The following is a 16555-nucleotide window of genomic DNA, read 5'->3' on the forward strand; positions in this document are numbered from 1 at the left end:
AGAACCCCTTTACCCCCAACCCGGCGCCTCTACGCCTTGGTCCGATTACACTACCCCGAATGCCAGCATCGCGTCGGCCACTTTCTTGAAACCTGCGATGTTCGCGCCCCGGACATAGTCGATATAGCCGTCGCCCCGGTCGCCATAGGTCAGGCAGCGCGCGTGGATGCCGTCCATGATGTCCTTGAGCATCTGCTGCAATTCGCTTTCGTTCCAGCTGCGACGACCGCTGTTCTGGCTCATTTCGAGGCCCGATACAGCGACGCCGCCGGCATTCGCCGCCTTGCCTGGCGCGAACATGATCTTTGCATCCTTGAAGACATGCACGCCTTCGAGGTTGGTCGGCATGTTCGCGCCTTCGCTGACCGCGATGCAGCCGTTTGCGACGAGCGCCCTGGCGTCGTCGCCCAGCAGTTCGTTCTGCGTCGCGCACGGCAGCGCGACGTCGCACTTCACGCCCCACGGCGTCTTGCCCGCGGTGAAGCTGGCCGATTTATAAGCCTCGCAATATTCCTCGATCCGGCCGCGGCGGTGCGTCTTGTGCGCCTTGACCCAGTCGATCTTTTCCTGCGTGATGCCGTCGGGATCATGGATGAAGCCGCCCGAATCGGACAGCGTCAGCACCTTGCCGCCGAGCTGGACGATCTTCTCCGCCGCGTGGGTCGCGACATTGCCCGAACCCGAGATGACGGCCGTCTTCCCGACAAGATCCTGCCCCTTCGCGGCGAGCATGTTGGCGAGGAAATAGACCGCGCCATAGCCCGTCGCCTCGGTGCGGATCAGCGAGCCGCCCCATTCGAGCCCCTTGCCCGTCAGCACGCCGGTAAATTCGTTGGTGATCCGCTTATACTGGCCGAACATGAAGCCGATTTCGCGCCCGCCGACGCCGATATCGCCCGCGGGCACGTCGACGTCGGCGCCGATATGGCGATAGAGCTCGGTCATGAAGCTCTGGCAAAAGCGCATGATCTCGCGCACGCTCTTGCCCTTGGGGTTGAAATTCGACCCGCCCTTGCCGCCGCCCATCGGCAGCCCGGTCAGCGCGTTCTTGAACGTCTGTTCGAACGCCAGGAATTTGAGGACGCTTTCGGTCACGCTCGGGTGGAAACGGATGCCGCCCTTATACGGGCCGATCGCATTGTTGTTCTGGACGCGCCAGCCGCGCTGAACGCGGATATTGCCGTTGTCGTCTTCCCAGCAGACGCGAAAAGACACGACCCGGTCGGGTTCGGCGATGCGGCGCAAAATCTGCTGCGCGTGATATTCTTCCTTGTCGGCGATGAAGTCGAAAATGTCCTCGGACACTTCCTGCACCGCCTGCACGAACTCGGGCTGCCCCGGGTTGCGCTTTTTCACGCCTTCCATGAACGTCGCAAAATCGACGTGATCCGAAATTGCCATGCACCCCTCCCCTGATGACTGGGAAAGCCGGTGCGACCCCTGACGATTTTATCGTTGACCGACCTCGTATGCCGAAGGCTACACCATCGCGAAGCAAAGGCAATATGACAGCGCGCACAGGCCGTACTTTTTCGCGGCGCGCGCAAAAGGGGCGAAAATGAGCGAGAGCAAGGGCATGACAGGGACCAACCGCGCGATTCTGGTTGCGGCCTTCATCCTGCTGGCGGCGGCGGTGGGCTATGCAATCTGGCGCGATTCCGGCCCTGAGGCGTCCGATCCCGCAGTGCAGGCGGCAGCCGCACCGACCGATCAGCTCGCCGAACTGGAGGCGCGCACGCGGCGCGAGCCGAACAGCACCGAAGCCTGGACCGCACTCGGCGCCGCCAAATTCGACCTCGGCGATTTTGTCGGTGCCGCCGCCGCATATGACAAAGCGGTTGCCTTGTCGCCCGAGTCGGCCGGACTATGGTCGGCGCTGGGCGAAGCGCGGGTGATGGGCAGCGACGGCGACCCGATGCCCGCCGCCGCATCGCAAGCGTTCGACAAGGCGATCGCGCTCGACGCCAAAGACCCGCGTGCGCGCTATTTCCTTGCGGTGAAGAAAGACATCGGCGGCGATCACAAGGGCGCGATCGACGACTGGTTCGCGCTGCTCGCCGACACGCCGCAGGGCGCGCCGTGGGAGGCCGACCTGCGCCGCACGATCGAGCAGGTTGGGCAGATCCACAAGATCGACGTTGCCGCCCGGCTAGCCGCGACGCAGCCGCGACCGCTGACGCCGAATGAAATGCCGGTGGCGGCCCGCGCGATCCCGGGCCCGAGCCGCGCCGACATGGAAGCCGCATCGCAGCTGCCCAAGGGACAGCAGGATGCGATGATCGAAGGCATGGTGAACGGCCTCGAGGCCAAGCTGAAGGCCGATCCGACCGACGTCGACCGCTGGATCATGCTGATGCGCAGCCGCATGACGCTTGGCGAGACGGCGAAGGCTGCGCAGGCGCTGAAGGACGGCATTGCCGCCAATCCGGCGGCGGCAGCGCGGCTGAAAGCGCAGGCGCAATTATTGGGTGTGCCGGGGGCATGACTTGTCGAGGGGGAAAGAAATGAAGGTGAAGACGATTCGCGCCGCGGCGACGGCGACGCTCGCGGTCGGTTTGGCGCTGTTGCCCGGGGCCGGCCACGCCGCCGATCCGCTGTCGATCCGTCTTGGCGATGTGCCGGTCAAGGGTGTCATTCCCGACGGTTATTGCCTGCCGACCGGGGCCGACGAGGCGGCGGCGGATATGCTCGCGAAGGGCGACCGGGACAACCGGACCCATGCGATGCTGATCCGCTGCGACCAGCGGAACAAGCCCGGCGGCACCAAATACGACTATTATCTGGTCAAGTCCCCGCATGCCCAGCCGCCCGCGATGAAGCGGGCCGAATTTATCGCGTTGATGACCGAGGAGCTGAAGCTGCCGGCCTATCAGAGCGGCGACGCGACTCGGCCCGAGATCGGCAAGGCCGGCGATAATCTGTCGACCGCGCTGGGCACCAGGGTGGACCTCAGCGGCGAGATCCGGCCGCGCGGCGCCGATGCGGTCTGCATCTATATGGGCGGCGAACTCGAGGTTCGCAGCGCGGTGGCATCCTATCCGATCGCGGTCGGCGGCTGCGGCACCGTCGTCGCTGGCCAGATCCTGTTCGTTTATGCCTATGACGACCCGGCGAAACCGAACAGCGGGGCGGCGCTGCTGCAACGCACGCGGTGGATCGCCGAGCGGCTGAACGCGACCGACGGCCGGGCCAATTGAGCCTCGCGAATCGCTTGGCACATCGCTGGGCAAAGGATATGATGGCGGGGCTGCGGGGGGAACCAGAACATAAGGTCGCCGCGGCAAAGCGCCGCGAGTCGCTTTCGGACGTATCGCCCGGGACAGCCGTCCACTCTGTATCGGGCCTCGCGGTCAGCCGGACCGGACGGCGCGGGCCATCGACCCGCGCCTTTTCTTTGCGCTAGCCTGCCATCAGCGCCGCATTGCCGCCGGCCGCGGTAATGTCGGTGCTGATCGACTTTTCCTCTGCAAAGCGATGCAGATAATGCGGGCCGCCGGCCTTCGGGCCGGTTCCCGACAGCCCGCGGCCGCCAAAGGGCTGCGAGCCGACGATCGCGCCGATCTGGTTGCGGTTGACATAGACGTTGCCGACCTGCGCCCGCGCCGCGATATGCGCCGCTACGCCGTCGATGCGCGTGTGGACGCCGAGCGTCAGGCCGTATCCCGACGCGTTGATCGCATCGATCAGCGCATCGAGCTCGCCGCCCTTCCATGTCGCGACGTGGAGGACAGGGCCGAATATCTCGCGCTTCAGGTCGGTGACATGGTCGAGCCGGATCAGGGTGGGCGGTACGAAATGGCCCTCGGCCGGCAGGTTCGTCCGCCCGGCCTCTGCAATCACGCGGCCCGCCGCGCGCGCTTCGGCGACATAGGCGGCGATGTTCGCCCGCGCCTCTTCGTCGATGATCGGGCCTACATCGGTCGCAAGGATCGACGGATCGCCGACGTTGAGCTCTGCCATCGCGCCCGCGACCATTTCGATCATCGTTTCGGCAACATCTTCCTGCACGCAGAGCAGGCGCAGCGCCGAACAGCGCTGGCCCGCCGACTGGAAGGCGCTGGCGACGGCATCGCGCGCGACCTGTTCGGGCAGCGCGGTCGAATCGACGATCATCGCATTCGCGCCGCCGGTCTCGGCGATCAACGTCGCGATCGGGCCGTCGCGGCCGGCGAGGCTGCGGTTGATCATCCGCGCGACCTCCGTCGATCCGGTGAAGGCGACGCCGATGATGTCGTCATGGCTCGTCAATGCCGCGCCGACATTTTCGCCGCGGCCGGGGAGATAATGGAGCACGTCGCCGGGAATACCCGCTTCGAGCAACAACTCGACCGCGGCGTGCGCAATCAGCGGGGTCTGTTCGGCGGGCTTGGCGAGCACGGCATTGCCCGCGGCGAGCGCCGCCGACACCTGTCCGAGGAAGATCGCGAGCGGGAAGTTCCAGGGGCTGATGGCGACGAACACGCCCTTGCCCTCGAGCATCAATTCGTTGCGCTCGCCTGTCGGACCGGGCAGCGCGACGGGATAGGTGAAGTCGGCGCGCGCCTGCGCGGCGTAATAACGCAGGAAATCGACTGCCTCGCGCACCTCGGCGACCGCGTCGACGAGCGTCTTGCCCGCCTCGTCGATCGCGAGGCCGAGGAACAACGCGTCCCGCTCTTCGAGCAGGTCGGCGGCGCGTTCGAGCCGTTCGGCGCGGAAGGCCCCGCCGGCAAGGCTCCAGTCCTCCTGCGCCTGGCCCGCGGCAGCGACCGCATCGGCGACCGTCGCCGCATCGGCCTCGACCACTTGCCCGACAACCGCCCCCGTCGCGGGATTGCGCACGGGCTCGGCCCTGCCGCTGCGCGCCACCCCGCCGACGATCGGCGCCGCGACGAGGTCGCCGCGCCGCGCCGCGCCGATCGCGGAAACGAGCGCCTCGGGGATTCCGGGCTCGCCGAGGTCGTAACCGCGCGAATTGCGCCGCACCGGATCGAACAGGCCGAGGCCGGTCGCGATACCGGTCGAGGCCACGCTGGCGACGCTGCGCGGATCGACCGCGAGCTGTTCGGCGGTGACGCCGGGGTCGGAGAATTGGTGGACGAAGCTGGAGTTCGCGCCGTTTTCGAGCAGGCGGCGGACGAGATAGGCGAGCAGGTCGCGGTGCGTGCCGACCGGCGCATAGACGCGCACCGGACGCGGCGGCGGGAACAGCGCGACGAGCGCGTCGTGCGCGCCCTCGCCCATGCCGTGCAGCCGCTGTAGCTCGTAATCGGCGCCTGCGAACAATTCGGACACAAAAGCGAGCGTCATCGCATTATGGCTCGCGAACGCCGGATAGATGCAATCCTGGCAGTCGCGCAAAAGCTGTGCGCAGCGCATATAGTTGAGGTCGGTGTGGAGTTTCGCGGTGAACACCGGGAAATCGCCTAAGCCCAGCATCTGCGCGCGCTTGATCTCGGTGTCCCAATAGGCCCCTTTGACGAGGCGCATGGACAGCTTGACCCCGCGCGTCCGCGCGCGATTGGCGAGCCAGTCGATCACCGCCGGCGCCCGCTTCTGATAAGCCTGGATCACGATGCCGAGCCCGGTCCAGCCGTCGGCGATGCCCGCATCGATCAGCGCCGCGAACACATCCATATGCGGCTCGAGCCGGTCGCTTTCCTCGGCGTCGATCATCAGCGGGATGTTCACCGCGCGCGCCGCCTTGGCGAGTTCGATGACATGGGGGATCAATTCGCCCTGGACTCGCGCCGCCTGCAGATATTCATAACGGGGATGGAGCGCCGACAGCTTGATCGAAATGCCGTGGTTCGCGTGCGGGTCGCCCGGTTTCGCGTCCCTGCCGATCCGCGCGATGGCGCCCGCATAGCTTTCGTAATAGCGCCGCGCATCCTCCGCCGTGCGCGCCGCCTCGCCGAGCATGTCGAAACTCGCGAGTTCGGATTTCTCCTTGTTCGCGCGCTTGACCGCCGCATCGATCGTCTCGCCCATCACGAATTGCTGGCCGAGCATCTTCATCGCGGCGAGCGCGGCCTGCCGGATCACCGGCTCGCCCGAACGGCGGACCATCGATTTGATCAGCGTGAGCGGATTCGCCTTGCTGCCCATCGCATCGAGCATCAGCGTCGCCGATCCAAGCGAAAGCCCGCGCGACGACAGCGCGACGATCAGCGGGCTGTCCTCCTCTTCGCCATCCGTCCAGTGGCGCCCGGCGATCTTGTCGCGGATCAGCGCATTGGCAGTCGCATTGTCGGGCACGCGCAGCAGCGCCTCGGCAAGGCACATCAGCACGACGCCTTCCTCGGTCGACAGGCGATAGCGGTTCATCAACTGCGCCACGAGCGTCTCGCGCTCGCCCTCGGCCTTCGCCTTGCGGATCAGGTCGAGCCCGCGGCGCGTCACGGCATCGACGCTCGCCGAAGAGGTTGCGAGGATGGCGCGCAGCTCGGCGACGATGTCGGCTTCGCTGCGGCGGGCGAGGGCGCGGATGGCGGCGCGGTCGGGGCTCTGGATCATGGCGGCTTCTACCATATTGGCCGAAGTCGATACGACTTGATTTGCAGCAAATGATATATGAATTGACCAAGGTTTGAGCATATCCTAGTCGATATGCATGAAAAATTCCTCACATGCAGGCGAACTGGATGATTTCGACCGCAGGATCCTCGCGATTCTGGGCCGCGACGGACGGATCACCTTCACCGACCTGGCGGTGCAGGTCGGGCTTTCGAAAACGCCGTGCCAACAGCGCGTGAAGCGCCTCGTCGACAGCGGGTTGATCACCGGTTTTCGCGCGATCGTGGATCCGGCCAAGGTCGGGCTCGACCATGTCGCCTTCACCGAGGTCAAGCTGTCGGACACGCGCGAGGAAGCGCTCAAGCAATTCAACCATGCGGTGCGGAAAATCCCCGAGGTCGAGGAATGCCACATGATCGCGAGCAGCTTCGATTATCTGCTCAAGGTCCGCACCCCCGACATCCGCCGCTATCGCATCGTGCTGGGCGAAAAAATCTCGAGCCTGCCGCATGTGGCGAGCACCTCGACCTTCGTCGCGATGGAGACGATCCGCGAAGCGGCGCGCTGACGCAGGCCGGCGATGCAGGAGATTGACCGCCGCCCGCGCCTGTGCCAATCGCGCTTCCGACGCGGGTGTAGCTCAATGGTAGAGCAGAAGCTTCCCAAGCTTACGACGAGGGTTCGATTCCCTTCACCCGCTCCATCCCGCTATCGAATGCGCCCGGGACCGGCTTGCCGATGGCGAGCGCGACGATTGCGGGCAAGCGACGGGATCCGCCCGAGCGCCCCCGTTCCGGCGCCCATATCGCCGCGAAAAAGGGCGGCTAGAGCGGGCCCCGACCCTGCACGTGCCGCGCGGCGGCGCTGGTGTCGGCTTTGAGGATGAGGGGGAGGCCGGCGGCGAGCAGGACGACCTCGTCGGCGATCGCCGCAACCGACTGGTTGAGCCGCCCGGCGGCGTCGCCAAAGCGCCGTGCCAGCGCATTACCGGGCACGCCCCCCATGCCGACTTCGTTGGATACGAGGATGATCACGCCTTGGAAACGGCGGATCGCGTCGCATAATTCCTCGCCCGCGCGAGCGAGGTCGGCGTCGGCAAGCAGCAGGTTCGACAGCCACAGCGTCAGGCAGTCGACAAGGATCACGGCGCCGTCGCCGTTCAACGCGTCGATGGCGCCCGACAGGTCGTGCGGGGCTTCGACCGTGCGCCAGCGCGCGTCGCGGTCGGCGCGGTGCCGCGCGATTCGGTCCTTCATCTCGTCGTCGAACGCTTCGGCTGTCGCGACGAAGACCGGGAGGTCCCCTGCCATTTCGGCGCGCGTCTGCGCATAGCGGCTCTTGCCCGACCGCGCGCCGCCGATGACGAACAGCGACGACCCGCTCAAGCGCCGACCCCTGCAATGCGCAGTAGCGCACCCAAATCGGCGTGGGCGGAAAATTCCGCCGCGATTTCGTCGAGCGCGGCATCGACATCGGCGGCATAGTCCCGCCCGCCGCCCGCGACTCCGATCCGTGCGAGCAGCGCGCGGCGCAGACGGGCGGACGCGAACAGGCCGTGGAGATAAGTTCCCATGACGTTGCCGTCGCGATTCACCGCGCCGTCGCTGCGGCCATCGTCGAGCAGCGCGAATGGTCGCGCCGCGGCACCGCCGCCGGTTTCGCCCATATGCATTTCATATCCCTCCACCGCGGCACCCAACGCCCTGCCGCGCACAGGCCGAAGGACTTTCGCCGGCGAGAGCGTCGTTTCGACGTCGAGCAGCCCAAGCCCCTCGACTTCGGCGGCCGCGCCCTCGATGCCCAGCGGGTCGGCGATCCGCCGCCCCAGCATCTGATATCCCCCGCACAGCCCGACGATGATGCTGCCGCGCCGGTGATGCGCCCTGATGTCGATATCCCACCCCTCGGCGCGCAGCGCGGCCAAGTCGGCGATCGTCGCCTTGGATCCGGGGAGGATGATCATCGCGGCCTCGGCGGGGATCGGCCGGCCGGGCGGCACCATCACGACCTCGACCCCCGGTTCGAGCTTCAGCGGGTCGAGGTCGTCGAAATTGGAAATGCGCGGCAGGATCGGGCAAGCTATGATCCGGCGGCCCTCGCGCGGGTCGGCGGGACGCTCGAGGATCACCGCATCCTCGCTCGGCAAACGCGCCGCGGCGCGCAGCCACGGTATGACGCCGAGCCCCCGCCAGCCGGTCCGCTGCTCGATCGCACGATAGCCGTCGTCGAACAGCGCCGGGTCGCCGCGGAACTTGTTGATCAGAAAGCCGCGGACCATCGCCGCATCTTGCGGATCGATCACCGCGCGCGTGCCGACGATCGACGCGATTACCCCGCCGCGGTCGATATCGCCGATCAGCACGACGGGCACATGGGCGGCGCGCGCGAAGCCCATGTTCGCGATATCGCCCATGCGCAGATTGATCTCGGCGGGCGATCCCGCGCCCTCGACGATCACGATGTCGCACTGGCTGCGCAGCCGATGATAGCTTTGGAGCACCTCGTTTATCAGCGCGCCGCGCGCTTCGCGGAAATTGCCGCTGCCCAGCGTGCCGCGCACGCGGCCATGAACAATCAACTGCGACGTGCGGTCGGCCTGCGGCTTCAGCAGCACCGGGTTCATGTCGCTGTGCGGTTCGGCGCGGCACGCGATAGCCTGCAATGCCTGCGCGCGCCCGATCTCGCCGCCGTCGGCGGTGACCGCCGCATTGTTCGACATATTCTGCGGCTTGAAGGGAAGGACCGTGAGCCCGCGCTGAGCCAGCGCGCGGCAAAGCGCGGCGACAAGCACCGACTTGCCGACATCGGAGCCGGTGCCTTGCAGCATCAGCGCAGCCATACCGCACCTCCCGCGACCAGCCACAGCATCAGGCACGCGCGGCGATAGACGGCGAGCGCGCGGTCGATTTCTTCCCCGCCCGCTTCGCCTGTCCCGTCGCCGATCCATGATTTGTCGTGCATCACCCCGTCATAGGCGATCGGCCCCGCGAGCCGAAGCCCCAGCACGCCGGCCATCGCTGCTTCGGGCCAGCCGGCGTTGGGCGAGGCGTGTTTGCGCGCGTCGCGCCACAGGATGCGCCATCCGCCGCCGCCCGCGACGCAGATCAGCACGCCCGCCAGCCGCGCCGGAATCCAGTTCGCAAGATCGTCGAACCGCGCCGCCGCCCAGCCGAACGCGCGCCAGCGCGCCTCACGGTGGCCGATCAGGCTGTCGGCGGTGTTCACTGCCTTATACGCCCATATGCCCGGCAGCCCGAGCAGCAGCAGCCAGAAAAGGGGCGCGGCGACGCCGTCGCAAAAGCTTTCGGCAAGGCTTTCGATCGCGGCGCGCGCGACGCCGTTTTCGTCGAGTTCGGCGGTATCGCGGCCGACGATCATCGCGACCGCATCGCGTGCGCCCGCGAGGTCGCCCGCGTCGGACCGCTCGCCGACCGCGCGGACATGATCGAACAGGCTGCGCTGCGCGAGCGCCGGCCAGGCGAGGATCGCGACGCCGATCCACGTCCAATCGCGGAGGGTCGCAAGGAGCAGGTGTTGGATCGCGATGCCGAGGCCGCCCGCCACGAATAGCAGGATAAGCAGCGTCAATATGCCCAGCGCGCGGCGCGTTGCGAAGCCATATCTCGCCCGGTTCCACCGCGCCTCGCAGCCGGCGACGATCCGCGCGAAAAGTCCGACCGGGTGGCCGATGCGGCGATAGAACGCATCCGGCCAGCCGAACGCCGCGTCGAGCGCGAGCGCGGTGAGCGCGACGGGCTCAGCCATGGCCCAGCGCCGCGTCGAGCCGCGCCAGCGCGGCGGCGTCGGCGGGCAGCCCGAGGCGCAACCAGCGCGGCTGATCTTCAAAGGGGCGGGCGAGGATCCCGCGCCGGGCAAGCCGCTCGAACAAGGCCCGGCCATCATCGGTTTCGATCAGGCGAAACAGCGGGCACGCGCCCGACGCGCGATAGCCGTGCCGCGCCAGCACGGCATCGAGCGCGGCGGCGTCGCCGGGCAGGCGCCGCCGCGTCGCTTCGATCCAGCCGGCATCGGCATAGGCGGCGGTGCCGATCGCGATCGCCGCTTCGGACAAGGGCCACGCGCCCAGCCGCTCGCGCAGCGCCGCGACCAACGCTTGCGGAGCCAGAACGAACCCGAGCCGCAACCCGGCGAGGCCGAAGAATTTGCCGAAGGATCGAAAGACGATCAGCCTTTTGCCGTCGGCGACCGACGCCGCGACGCTCAGCGCCGGATCGGTGTCGGCGAAGGCCTCGTCGACGAGCAGCCAGCCGGTGCGATGTTCGAGCCATTCGACGACTGCATCGTGCGTCAGGGCACGTCCATCGGGATTGTTGGGATGGGCGAGGATCAGATTTCCTGTTGTATCGGGCGCTTCCGCCCAGCCGATCGCAAGGCTCCCCGACACCATCTCGCCATGCGTACGATAGCCCGGGGCGACATGGCACGCCCCGCCGCCGATCAGCCTGCCGACAAGGCGCAACCCGATCTCGCTGCCAGGCACCGCGCAGACATGGCGCGGATCGATGGCGAAATAGTCCGCGGCGATGCGTTCGAGCCGCGCGAGATGTTCCGGGTCGGGCAGCCGCTGCCAGTCGAACGTCATTGCGGCGGCTCCGGGCCAGCGATGCGGATTGATGCCCGTCGACAGGTCGATCCAGTCGCCGTCGCCGAAATGGTGCTTTGCGGCCTCGATGCCCCCGCCGTGCCAGGTCCATGGATCGCTCATGCCAGATGCGCCCACAGCAGCGCGGCGGCCAGCAGCAGGCTTTCGCCGATCTCGATCCCCGCGCCATGCCCGTCGCCCGAAATGCCCCCGATCCGGCGCAGCAGCCACCAGCCCCAGACAAGGAAGACCAGCGGTGCGGCGAGCAGCGACGGCGATGCCCAGGCCGCGGTAACGAGCAGGAGGGCCCATGCCGCGAAATCGACCGGGCGCACCGCATGGCGAAAGCGCGATCCCAGCCCGGCGTGCAGATCGGGCAGCGTGCGCGACCAGATCAGCGGGCCGATCCGCGCCGCGAAGGGAACGAGCAGGGCGGTGACGAACGCATCGCGCTCAATCAGCGCGTGGAGCAGTACGAGCTTCGCGATCAGTTGCAAGCCGATCGTCACCACGGCGAAGCTGCCGGAATGGGGATCGCCGAGCGCGGCGAGCAATTTTTTGCGGTCCTTGTGCGCCGCGCCGCTCGCATCGGCGATGTCGCCGAGCCCGTCGAGGTGCAGCGCGCCCGTGACCGCGACCCAGATAATCAGCGCGGCGAGCGCGCCCGTCCATGGGTCGATCCGTGCGCCCGCCCAGCCCGCACCCGCGACGAGCACGCCGACGATCAGCCCGACTGCCGGGAACCAGCGCATCGACGCGGCGAACTCGTCGCCCGATACCGTGATGCGCGGCGTCGGCAGCCGCGTCAGGAACTGGATCGCCACGATCAGTCCCTTCATGCGCAAAGCCTCGCGATTTGAGCGCTCGGCCGTTCGCCGGGCCAGACGTTGAGCGAGAGCAGCGACGCATAGGGCAGGTCGAACGCCCAAGTCTGGCGCTGCTCGAATCCGCACAGGATATGCAAAGCCGCGCGCATCGCGCCGCCATGGGTGACGACCAGCGTCGGCACGGGCGCGAGATCGGCGATGGCGGCAGAAACGCGCGAAACGAGCGCCGACCAGCACTCGCCGCCGGGCGGCGGATTGGCGTCAGGGTCGTCCCAGAAACGGCCCAGCGCCTCGCGGTCGATCATGCGCGCAGTCCGGCCATCCCAGTCGCCGAAATCGAGTTCGCGCCAGCGCGGGTCGATCGCGAGCGACAGCCCGGCGGCCCGCCCGATCTTCTCGCCCGCCGCGCGGCAGCGCCGCAGGTCCGAAGCGATCAGGCTTTCGAAATCGAGGCTTTCCGCCTGCGCTGCGCACCCCGCAATTCCTTCGCACGTCGGCGCACCGTCGGTTCGCCCCATCAGCAGGCCGGGCATCGCGGGCGCGCCGTGGCGCAGCAGGTGGAGCGCGAAGCCGGTCACAGCGATGCCGACACCGCGGCCTCGGCAAAGGTCGCCATCCGCTCGTGCGCGGCGAGCGCGCTGCGCACGATATTCGCCGCGACCGCCGCGCCGCTGCCTTCGCCCAGCCGCATGTCGAGCGCCAGCAAGGGGTCGAGCCCGAGCAGGGCGAGCAGGCGTCGATGTCCCGGTTCGGCCGAACAATGGCCCGCGATGCAATGTGCCGTGATCGCGGGATTTTCCGCCGCGAGCGGGGCGATGGCCGAGGTGCAGATGAAGCCGTCGAGCAGCACCGGCACGCGCAGCTGGCGCGCGCAGAGGACTGCGCCCGCCAGCCCTGCGATCTCGCGACCGCCGACGCGGCGCAGCGTTTCGAACGCCGACCGCGGTGCACCGGCGTGGCAGGCAAGCGCGCGTTCGATCACGGCGACCTTGCGCCCGACGCCGTGCCCATCGACGCCGGTCCCTGGACCGACCCACGCGGCCGCGTCGCCACCGAAGCTGCGCGCGCAGAGCGCGGCGGCGGCGGTCGAATTGCCGATGCCCATCTCGCCGAGCACGAGCAGGTCGAGATCGGGCTCGACCACCGCCGCGCCGCGGTTCAGCGCGTCGAGACATTCGGCTTCGGTCATCGCCGGTGCGGCGGTGAAATCGGCGGTCGGCCGGTCGAGGTCGAGCGCGACGACCGCCAGCTCGAGCCCCGCCGCCTCCGACAGCGCGTTGATCGCTGCGCCCCCGCTCTCGAAATTGGCGACCATCTGTGCGGTCACGCTCGGCGGAAAGGCGCTCACGCCGTGGACGGCGATGCCGTGATTGCCTGCGAAGATGGCGGCGCGCGCGCGGTCGATGTGTGGCCGCGCGCGGCCCTGCCAGCCGGCAAAAAAGATCGCGAGATCTTCGAGCCGGCCCAGCGACCCCGCCGGCTTGGTGAGTTTGGCCTGCCGCACCCGCGCGTCGGCGACGGCACCGGCGTCGGGTTCGCGAAGGTCGGCGAGTGCGGCCTCGAAGGCGGCGATCGAGGAAAAGCTGGTCATTCGGCGACAAATCCTGGCGGCGGGGTGCGAGCGATGAAATGGCCCTTGATGCCCTCGGGCCACAGCGAATAGGCGACGCGGCCGTGCGGACTCGCCGCATAATGGACCGCATAGTCGAGGATCGCGCGCGCCGATTCCGCGTCGCCGCGAAAGCGGCCGAGCACATAGCCGATCTTGTCCGGCGCGCGCAGGTGGACGGTGCAATGATCCTGGCAGGCGAAGAGGCACGCCATCTCCTGCACCGCAATCCCGGCGTAGCGCGGCTCGGCATCCTTGAGCCGTTTCAGCTCGGCGACGAGCTGCGCGCCGCCGCGCAGGCCCGCCGCGTCGACCTGCGCCTCGCGGCTGTGGCGGCAGCTGTTGCACACCACGACTGCGGGACCAGGATCGACGCGCGTCAGCATCAGACGGTAGCTGCTTGCGGCGGAGCGGGAACGCCCGCCGCGACGAAGGCGCGATAGAGGGCGTAAAGCCCGATCAGGATCGCGGCGTTCCGCACGAACTGCTCGGCGAGCAGGTCGGGCGCCATCGCGGTGTGCAGCCCGCCGAGGACGAGCGCCCAGCCGAGGATGATCGCCTTGAACGCGGTAAATCCCGCCGCATAGGCGAGGCTGAGCCGCGCCGCGACCGATCGGTATCGGAGTGCGCCGAGCGCGGCATAGCTCGCGAGCGCCGATCCGACCGCCGCGGTTCCGAGCCCCGCCGCCCAGCCGAGCGTGCTGCCGTCGCGCGGATAGCCGAGCAGGAGGAAGCCGACGAGCTGGCTGACCGTCCAGGCGAGCAGCATCAGCGCCAGCCCGTCGCGGCGGCGCAAATGCACCGCCGCGAGCGCCGCGAGCGAGGGGAAGGGCGTCGCGCAGCCGAGCGCGAGCGTCGTCACGCTGCTCGCCGCGGTGAGCAGCGCGACCCACAGCCCCGATCTGCTCCGGTTCGACAAAGCCGCCATCAGAAACGCCCCCTGATGCCGGCGTAGATGCTGCGGCCGAGCGCGCCGTAACGATAGGCGGTCATATACTCCTCGTCGAAGATATTCTCGGCGCGCGCGAACAGCGTCACCGCTTCGGACAGCGCAAATTCGGCGCGCAGGTCGACGAGCATATAATCGTCGAGCCGCTGGGCATTGCTCGCATTGTCATAGCTTTTGCCCGACCAGCGTAGCGCGGCACCAAGTTCGAATCCGAAGCCGAAGGCATAGCTTGCCGATGCATTGGCGCTGTGGCGCGGACGCCGCGGCAGCGCGTTGCCGAAATTGGCGCTACCTTCGGAACGATCCTCGGCGACGATCCAGCTGTAATTGCCGTCCACCGTCAGCCCGCCGAGCGTCAACGCCGCGGCGCCCTCGATGCCATGCGCCTCGCTGCGCGCGACGTTGAGATAATAGCCGAAGCGCGGCACCGGCGGATTGCTGCCCGGAATGGTGCAGAGCGGGTCGTCGGGGTCGGTGCAGCTGTTGAAGATGATCTGGTTCTTCGTCGTGCGGTCGAACCAGGTCGCCCCGACAACGAGCCGATTTTCGAACAAATGCTGCTCGACCCCCGCTTCCCAGCCATGCGCTTCCTCGGGATCGAGCCCGACATTCCCATATTCGCTGAACAACTGATAGAGCCCCGGCGCCTTGAACCCCTCGCCATAGCTCGCGCGGAGCACGGTGCCGGTCGAAAGGCGCCACACGCCGCCCGCCGCAAACAAAGTCTGGCCGCCATAGCGATCGTGATCGTCGTAACGGACGCCGCCGTTGAGCGTCAGCCCCTCGATCGGCTCGACGCTGAGCTGGCCGTAAACGCTGGTAATCTCTGCCTTGCCGCGCACGAAGTCTGGAAGCGGGGTGGCGAGCGACGCCGAAGGCGAACGGCTGCGGAAGGTCGACCGCTCATTCTCGGCCCCGAAGATCGCGGTGATGCGGTCGCTGACGTCGAAGCTGCCCTGATATTCCCAGCGCTTGTTCTTGCCGTCGGCCTCGAAGCTGCGCGGCCGCGCGCGGTCGGGGTTGAAATTGTCGCGGTTGGTGTCGGTATAGGCGTAGGCGATCCGGTTGCGGAAGCGCCCGTCGACGAGGTCGAAATTGAGCCCCGCATAGCCGACGAACTCCTTGTTGAGCCCGAAGTCGTTGCTGTCGGTGTTGAACCCGTCGAACTCGACGCGGCCGCTCGAATAATATCCGCGCACTTCGGCGCTGATATTGTCGGCAAGCGCCAGTTCGGCGCGGCCCGAGACGTTGGTATTGCGATAGCCGTCGCGCTCGGTCCCGCCGAACGCCTTGGCGTGCGACGAAATGCCGTCGGTGGTAAAGCGCTGGCCGCCGAGGCGCCAGTTCAGCGGTCCGGTGCGACCGCCGATCGCGGCGCGCGCGCTCACCGTCTGGCGCGACCCCGCCTCGAGGTCGAAGCTGCCTTCGAGTTCCTTCGCGGGCGACGCGGTGACAATGTTGACCACGCCGCCGATCGCCTGGCTGCCCCACAGGATCGACTGCGGCCCGCGCAGCACCTCGATCCGGTCGATGTCGCCCGCGAGCAGGTTGGCGAAGTTGAAGCCGCCGCCGGTCGACGACGGATCGTTGAGCTTGACCCCGTCGATCACCGTGACCGTGTGCTCGGACTCGGCGCCGCGGATGCGCAGCGAGGTCGAGGTGCCGTAGCCGCCGTTGCGCGAAATGCTGATCCCCGGCGTGCGGAGCAGCAGTTCGGTGACGCCGATATCCTGCGCGCGGTCGATCGCCGCCTTGTCGAGCACCGCGACCGACGACGGGATCTCGTCGAGCGTCAGCGGCGCGCGTGTTGCGGTGACGACGATGCTGTCGGCATCGGAGGCGACAGCATGCGCCGCTTCGTCGGCGGAGGCGGTGGAGGAAGCCGCGACGGCGGCGAGGCAGATCGAACTTCGGTAAATAACTTTGAACATTGGACAAACCCATCGACAATGCCGCCATGCGCGCGGCCGATGGCTCGTCCTTTGGGGACGCACGACATCGCCCGCGCACCTGCGCAGCCAGCTTTGTCGTCATGCGGGTTCACCCCCGTCCGCCCGGCACACCCTGTCCGC

General features: G+C 67.9%; 15 protein-coding genes and 1 tRNA gene. 4 read left to right on the top strand and 12 right to left on the bottom strand.

Annotated elements, in window-relative coordinates; translation table 11 throughout:
* Nucleotides 1–45: 45 nt before the first annotated feature.
* Nucleotides 46–1401: an NADP-specific glutamate dehydrogenase gene (gene gdhA, locus HDC35_RS11640; RefSeq protein WP_184646887.1), complete on the bottom strand. Its 1356-nt coding sequence runs from the start codon at nucleotides 1399–1401 to the stop codon at nucleotides 46–48.
* Between the two features lie 157 nt (nucleotides 1402–1558).
* Between gdhA and HDC35_RS11645 the strand changes: the two genes are divergently transcribed.
* A complete protein-coding gene (locus tag HDC35_RS11645) occupies nucleotides 1559–2485 on the top strand; it encodes a tetratricopeptide repeat protein (protein ID WP_184646889.1) in 927 nt (308 codons plus the stop codon).
* A 19-nt stretch (nucleotides 2486–2504) separates the two neighbouring features.
* Nucleotides 2505–3197: a hypothetical protein gene (locus tag HDC35_RS11650; RefSeq protein WP_184646891.1), complete on the top strand. Its 693-nt coding sequence runs from the start codon at nucleotides 2505–2507 to the stop codon at nucleotides 3195–3197.
* A 202-nt stretch (nucleotides 3198–3399) separates the two neighbouring features.
* On the opposite strand, the gene putA is transcribed toward HDC35_RS11650, so the two are convergent.
* A complete protein-coding gene (gene putA / locus HDC35_RS11655; protein WP_260397688.1) occupies nucleotides 3400–6495 on the bottom strand; it encodes a bifunctional proline dehydrogenase/L-glutamate gamma-semialdehyde dehydrogenase PutA in 3096 nt (1031 codons plus the stop codon).
* Between the two features lie 97 nt (nucleotides 6496–6592).
* Between putA and HDC35_RS11660 the strand changes: the two genes are divergently transcribed.
* On the top strand, nucleotides 6593–7063 hold the full coding sequence (locus HDC35_RS11660) for an Lrp/AsnC family transcriptional regulator (RefSeq protein ID WP_184646895.1): 471 nt from the start codon (nucleotides 6593–6595) through the stop codon (nucleotides 7061–7063).
* Between the two features lie 61 nt (nucleotides 7064–7124).
* Nucleotides 7125–7198 (top strand) — tRNA-Gly (locus HDC35_RS11665).
* A gap of 121 nt (nucleotides 7199–7319) precedes the next feature.
* On the opposite strand, the gene cobU is transcribed toward HDC35_RS11665, so the two are convergent.
* The 10 genes from cobU to HDC35_RS11715 are packed head-to-tail and all read right to left on the bottom strand — an operon-like array spanning nucleotide 7320 to nucleotide 16414.
* The gene (gene cobU, locus HDC35_RS11670) at nucleotides 7320–7880 is read right to left on the bottom strand and encodes a bifunctional adenosylcobinamide kinase/adenosylcobinamide-phosphate guanylyltransferase (protein ID WP_184646897.1); all 561 of its coding nucleotides are present in this window, start codon (nucleotides 7878–7880) and stop codon (nucleotides 7320–7322) included.
* Complete coding sequence (locus HDC35_RS11675) at nucleotides 7877–9334, bottom strand: cobyric acid synthase (protein WP_184646899.1); 1458 nt, start codon at nucleotides 9332–9334, stop codon at nucleotides 7877–7879. Before HDC35_RS11675 ends, cobU begins: the two co-directional genes overlap by 4 nt.
* Nucleotides 9322–10260 carry an adenosylcobinamide-phosphate synthase CbiB gene (gene cbiB, locus HDC35_RS11680; RefSeq protein ID WP_184646902.1) on the bottom strand — a complete coding sequence of 313 codons (939 nt, stop codon included), beginning with the start codon at nucleotides 10258–10260 and terminating at the stop codon, nucleotides 9322–9324. Before cbiB ends, HDC35_RS11675 begins: the two co-directional genes overlap by 13 nt.
* Nucleotides 10253–11221, bottom strand: a complete 969-nt coding sequence (locus HDC35_RS11685) for a threonine-phosphate decarboxylase (RefSeq protein WP_184646913.1) — start codon at nucleotides 11219–11221, stop codon at nucleotides 10253–10255. Before HDC35_RS11685 ends, cbiB begins: the two co-directional genes overlap by 8 nt.
* Complete coding sequence (locus HDC35_RS11690) at nucleotides 11218–11937, bottom strand: adenosylcobinamide-GDP ribazoletransferase (RefSeq protein ID WP_184646915.1); 720 nt, start codon at nucleotides 11935–11937, stop codon at nucleotides 11218–11220. Before HDC35_RS11690 ends, HDC35_RS11685 begins: the two co-directional genes overlap by 4 nt.
* Entirely contained in the window at nucleotides 11934–12503 is a 570-nt protein-coding gene (locus HDC35_RS11695; RefSeq protein WP_184646918.1) for a histidine phosphatase family protein, read from the bottom strand. Before HDC35_RS11695 ends, HDC35_RS11690 begins: the two co-directional genes overlap by 4 nt.
* Entirely contained in the window at nucleotides 12500–13516 is a 1017-nt protein-coding gene (gene cobT / locus HDC35_RS11700) for a nicotinate-nucleotide--dimethylbenzimidazole phosphoribosyltransferase (RefSeq protein WP_184646920.1), read from the bottom strand. The genes HDC35_RS11695 and cobT overlap by 4 nt, the downstream gene beginning before the upstream one ends.
* Complete coding sequence (locus HDC35_RS11705) at nucleotides 13513–13920, bottom strand: DUF1636 domain-containing protein (protein WP_184646922.1); 408 nt, start codon at nucleotides 13918–13920, stop codon at nucleotides 13513–13515. Before HDC35_RS11705 ends, cobT begins: the two co-directional genes overlap by 4 nt.
* Nucleotides 13920–14462, bottom strand: coding sequence for a hypothetical protein (locus HDC35_RS11710; RefSeq protein WP_184646924.1), 543 nt, complete (start codon nucleotides 14460–14462; stop codon nucleotides 13920–13922). The genes HDC35_RS11705 and HDC35_RS11710 overlap by 1 nt, the downstream gene beginning before the upstream one ends.
* Entirely contained in the window at nucleotides 14462–16414 is a 1953-nt protein-coding gene (locus tag HDC35_RS11715) for a TonB-dependent siderophore receptor (protein ID WP_184646926.1), read from the bottom strand. The genes HDC35_RS11710 and HDC35_RS11715 overlap by 1 nt, the downstream gene beginning before the upstream one ends.
* Nucleotides 16415–16555: the final 141 nt, after the last annotated feature.

The organism is Sphingopyxis sp. JAI128 (genome assembly GCF_014207235.1).
GTDB lineage: Bacteria > Pseudomonadota > Alphaproteobacteria > Sphingomonadales > Sphingomonadaceae > Sphingopyxis.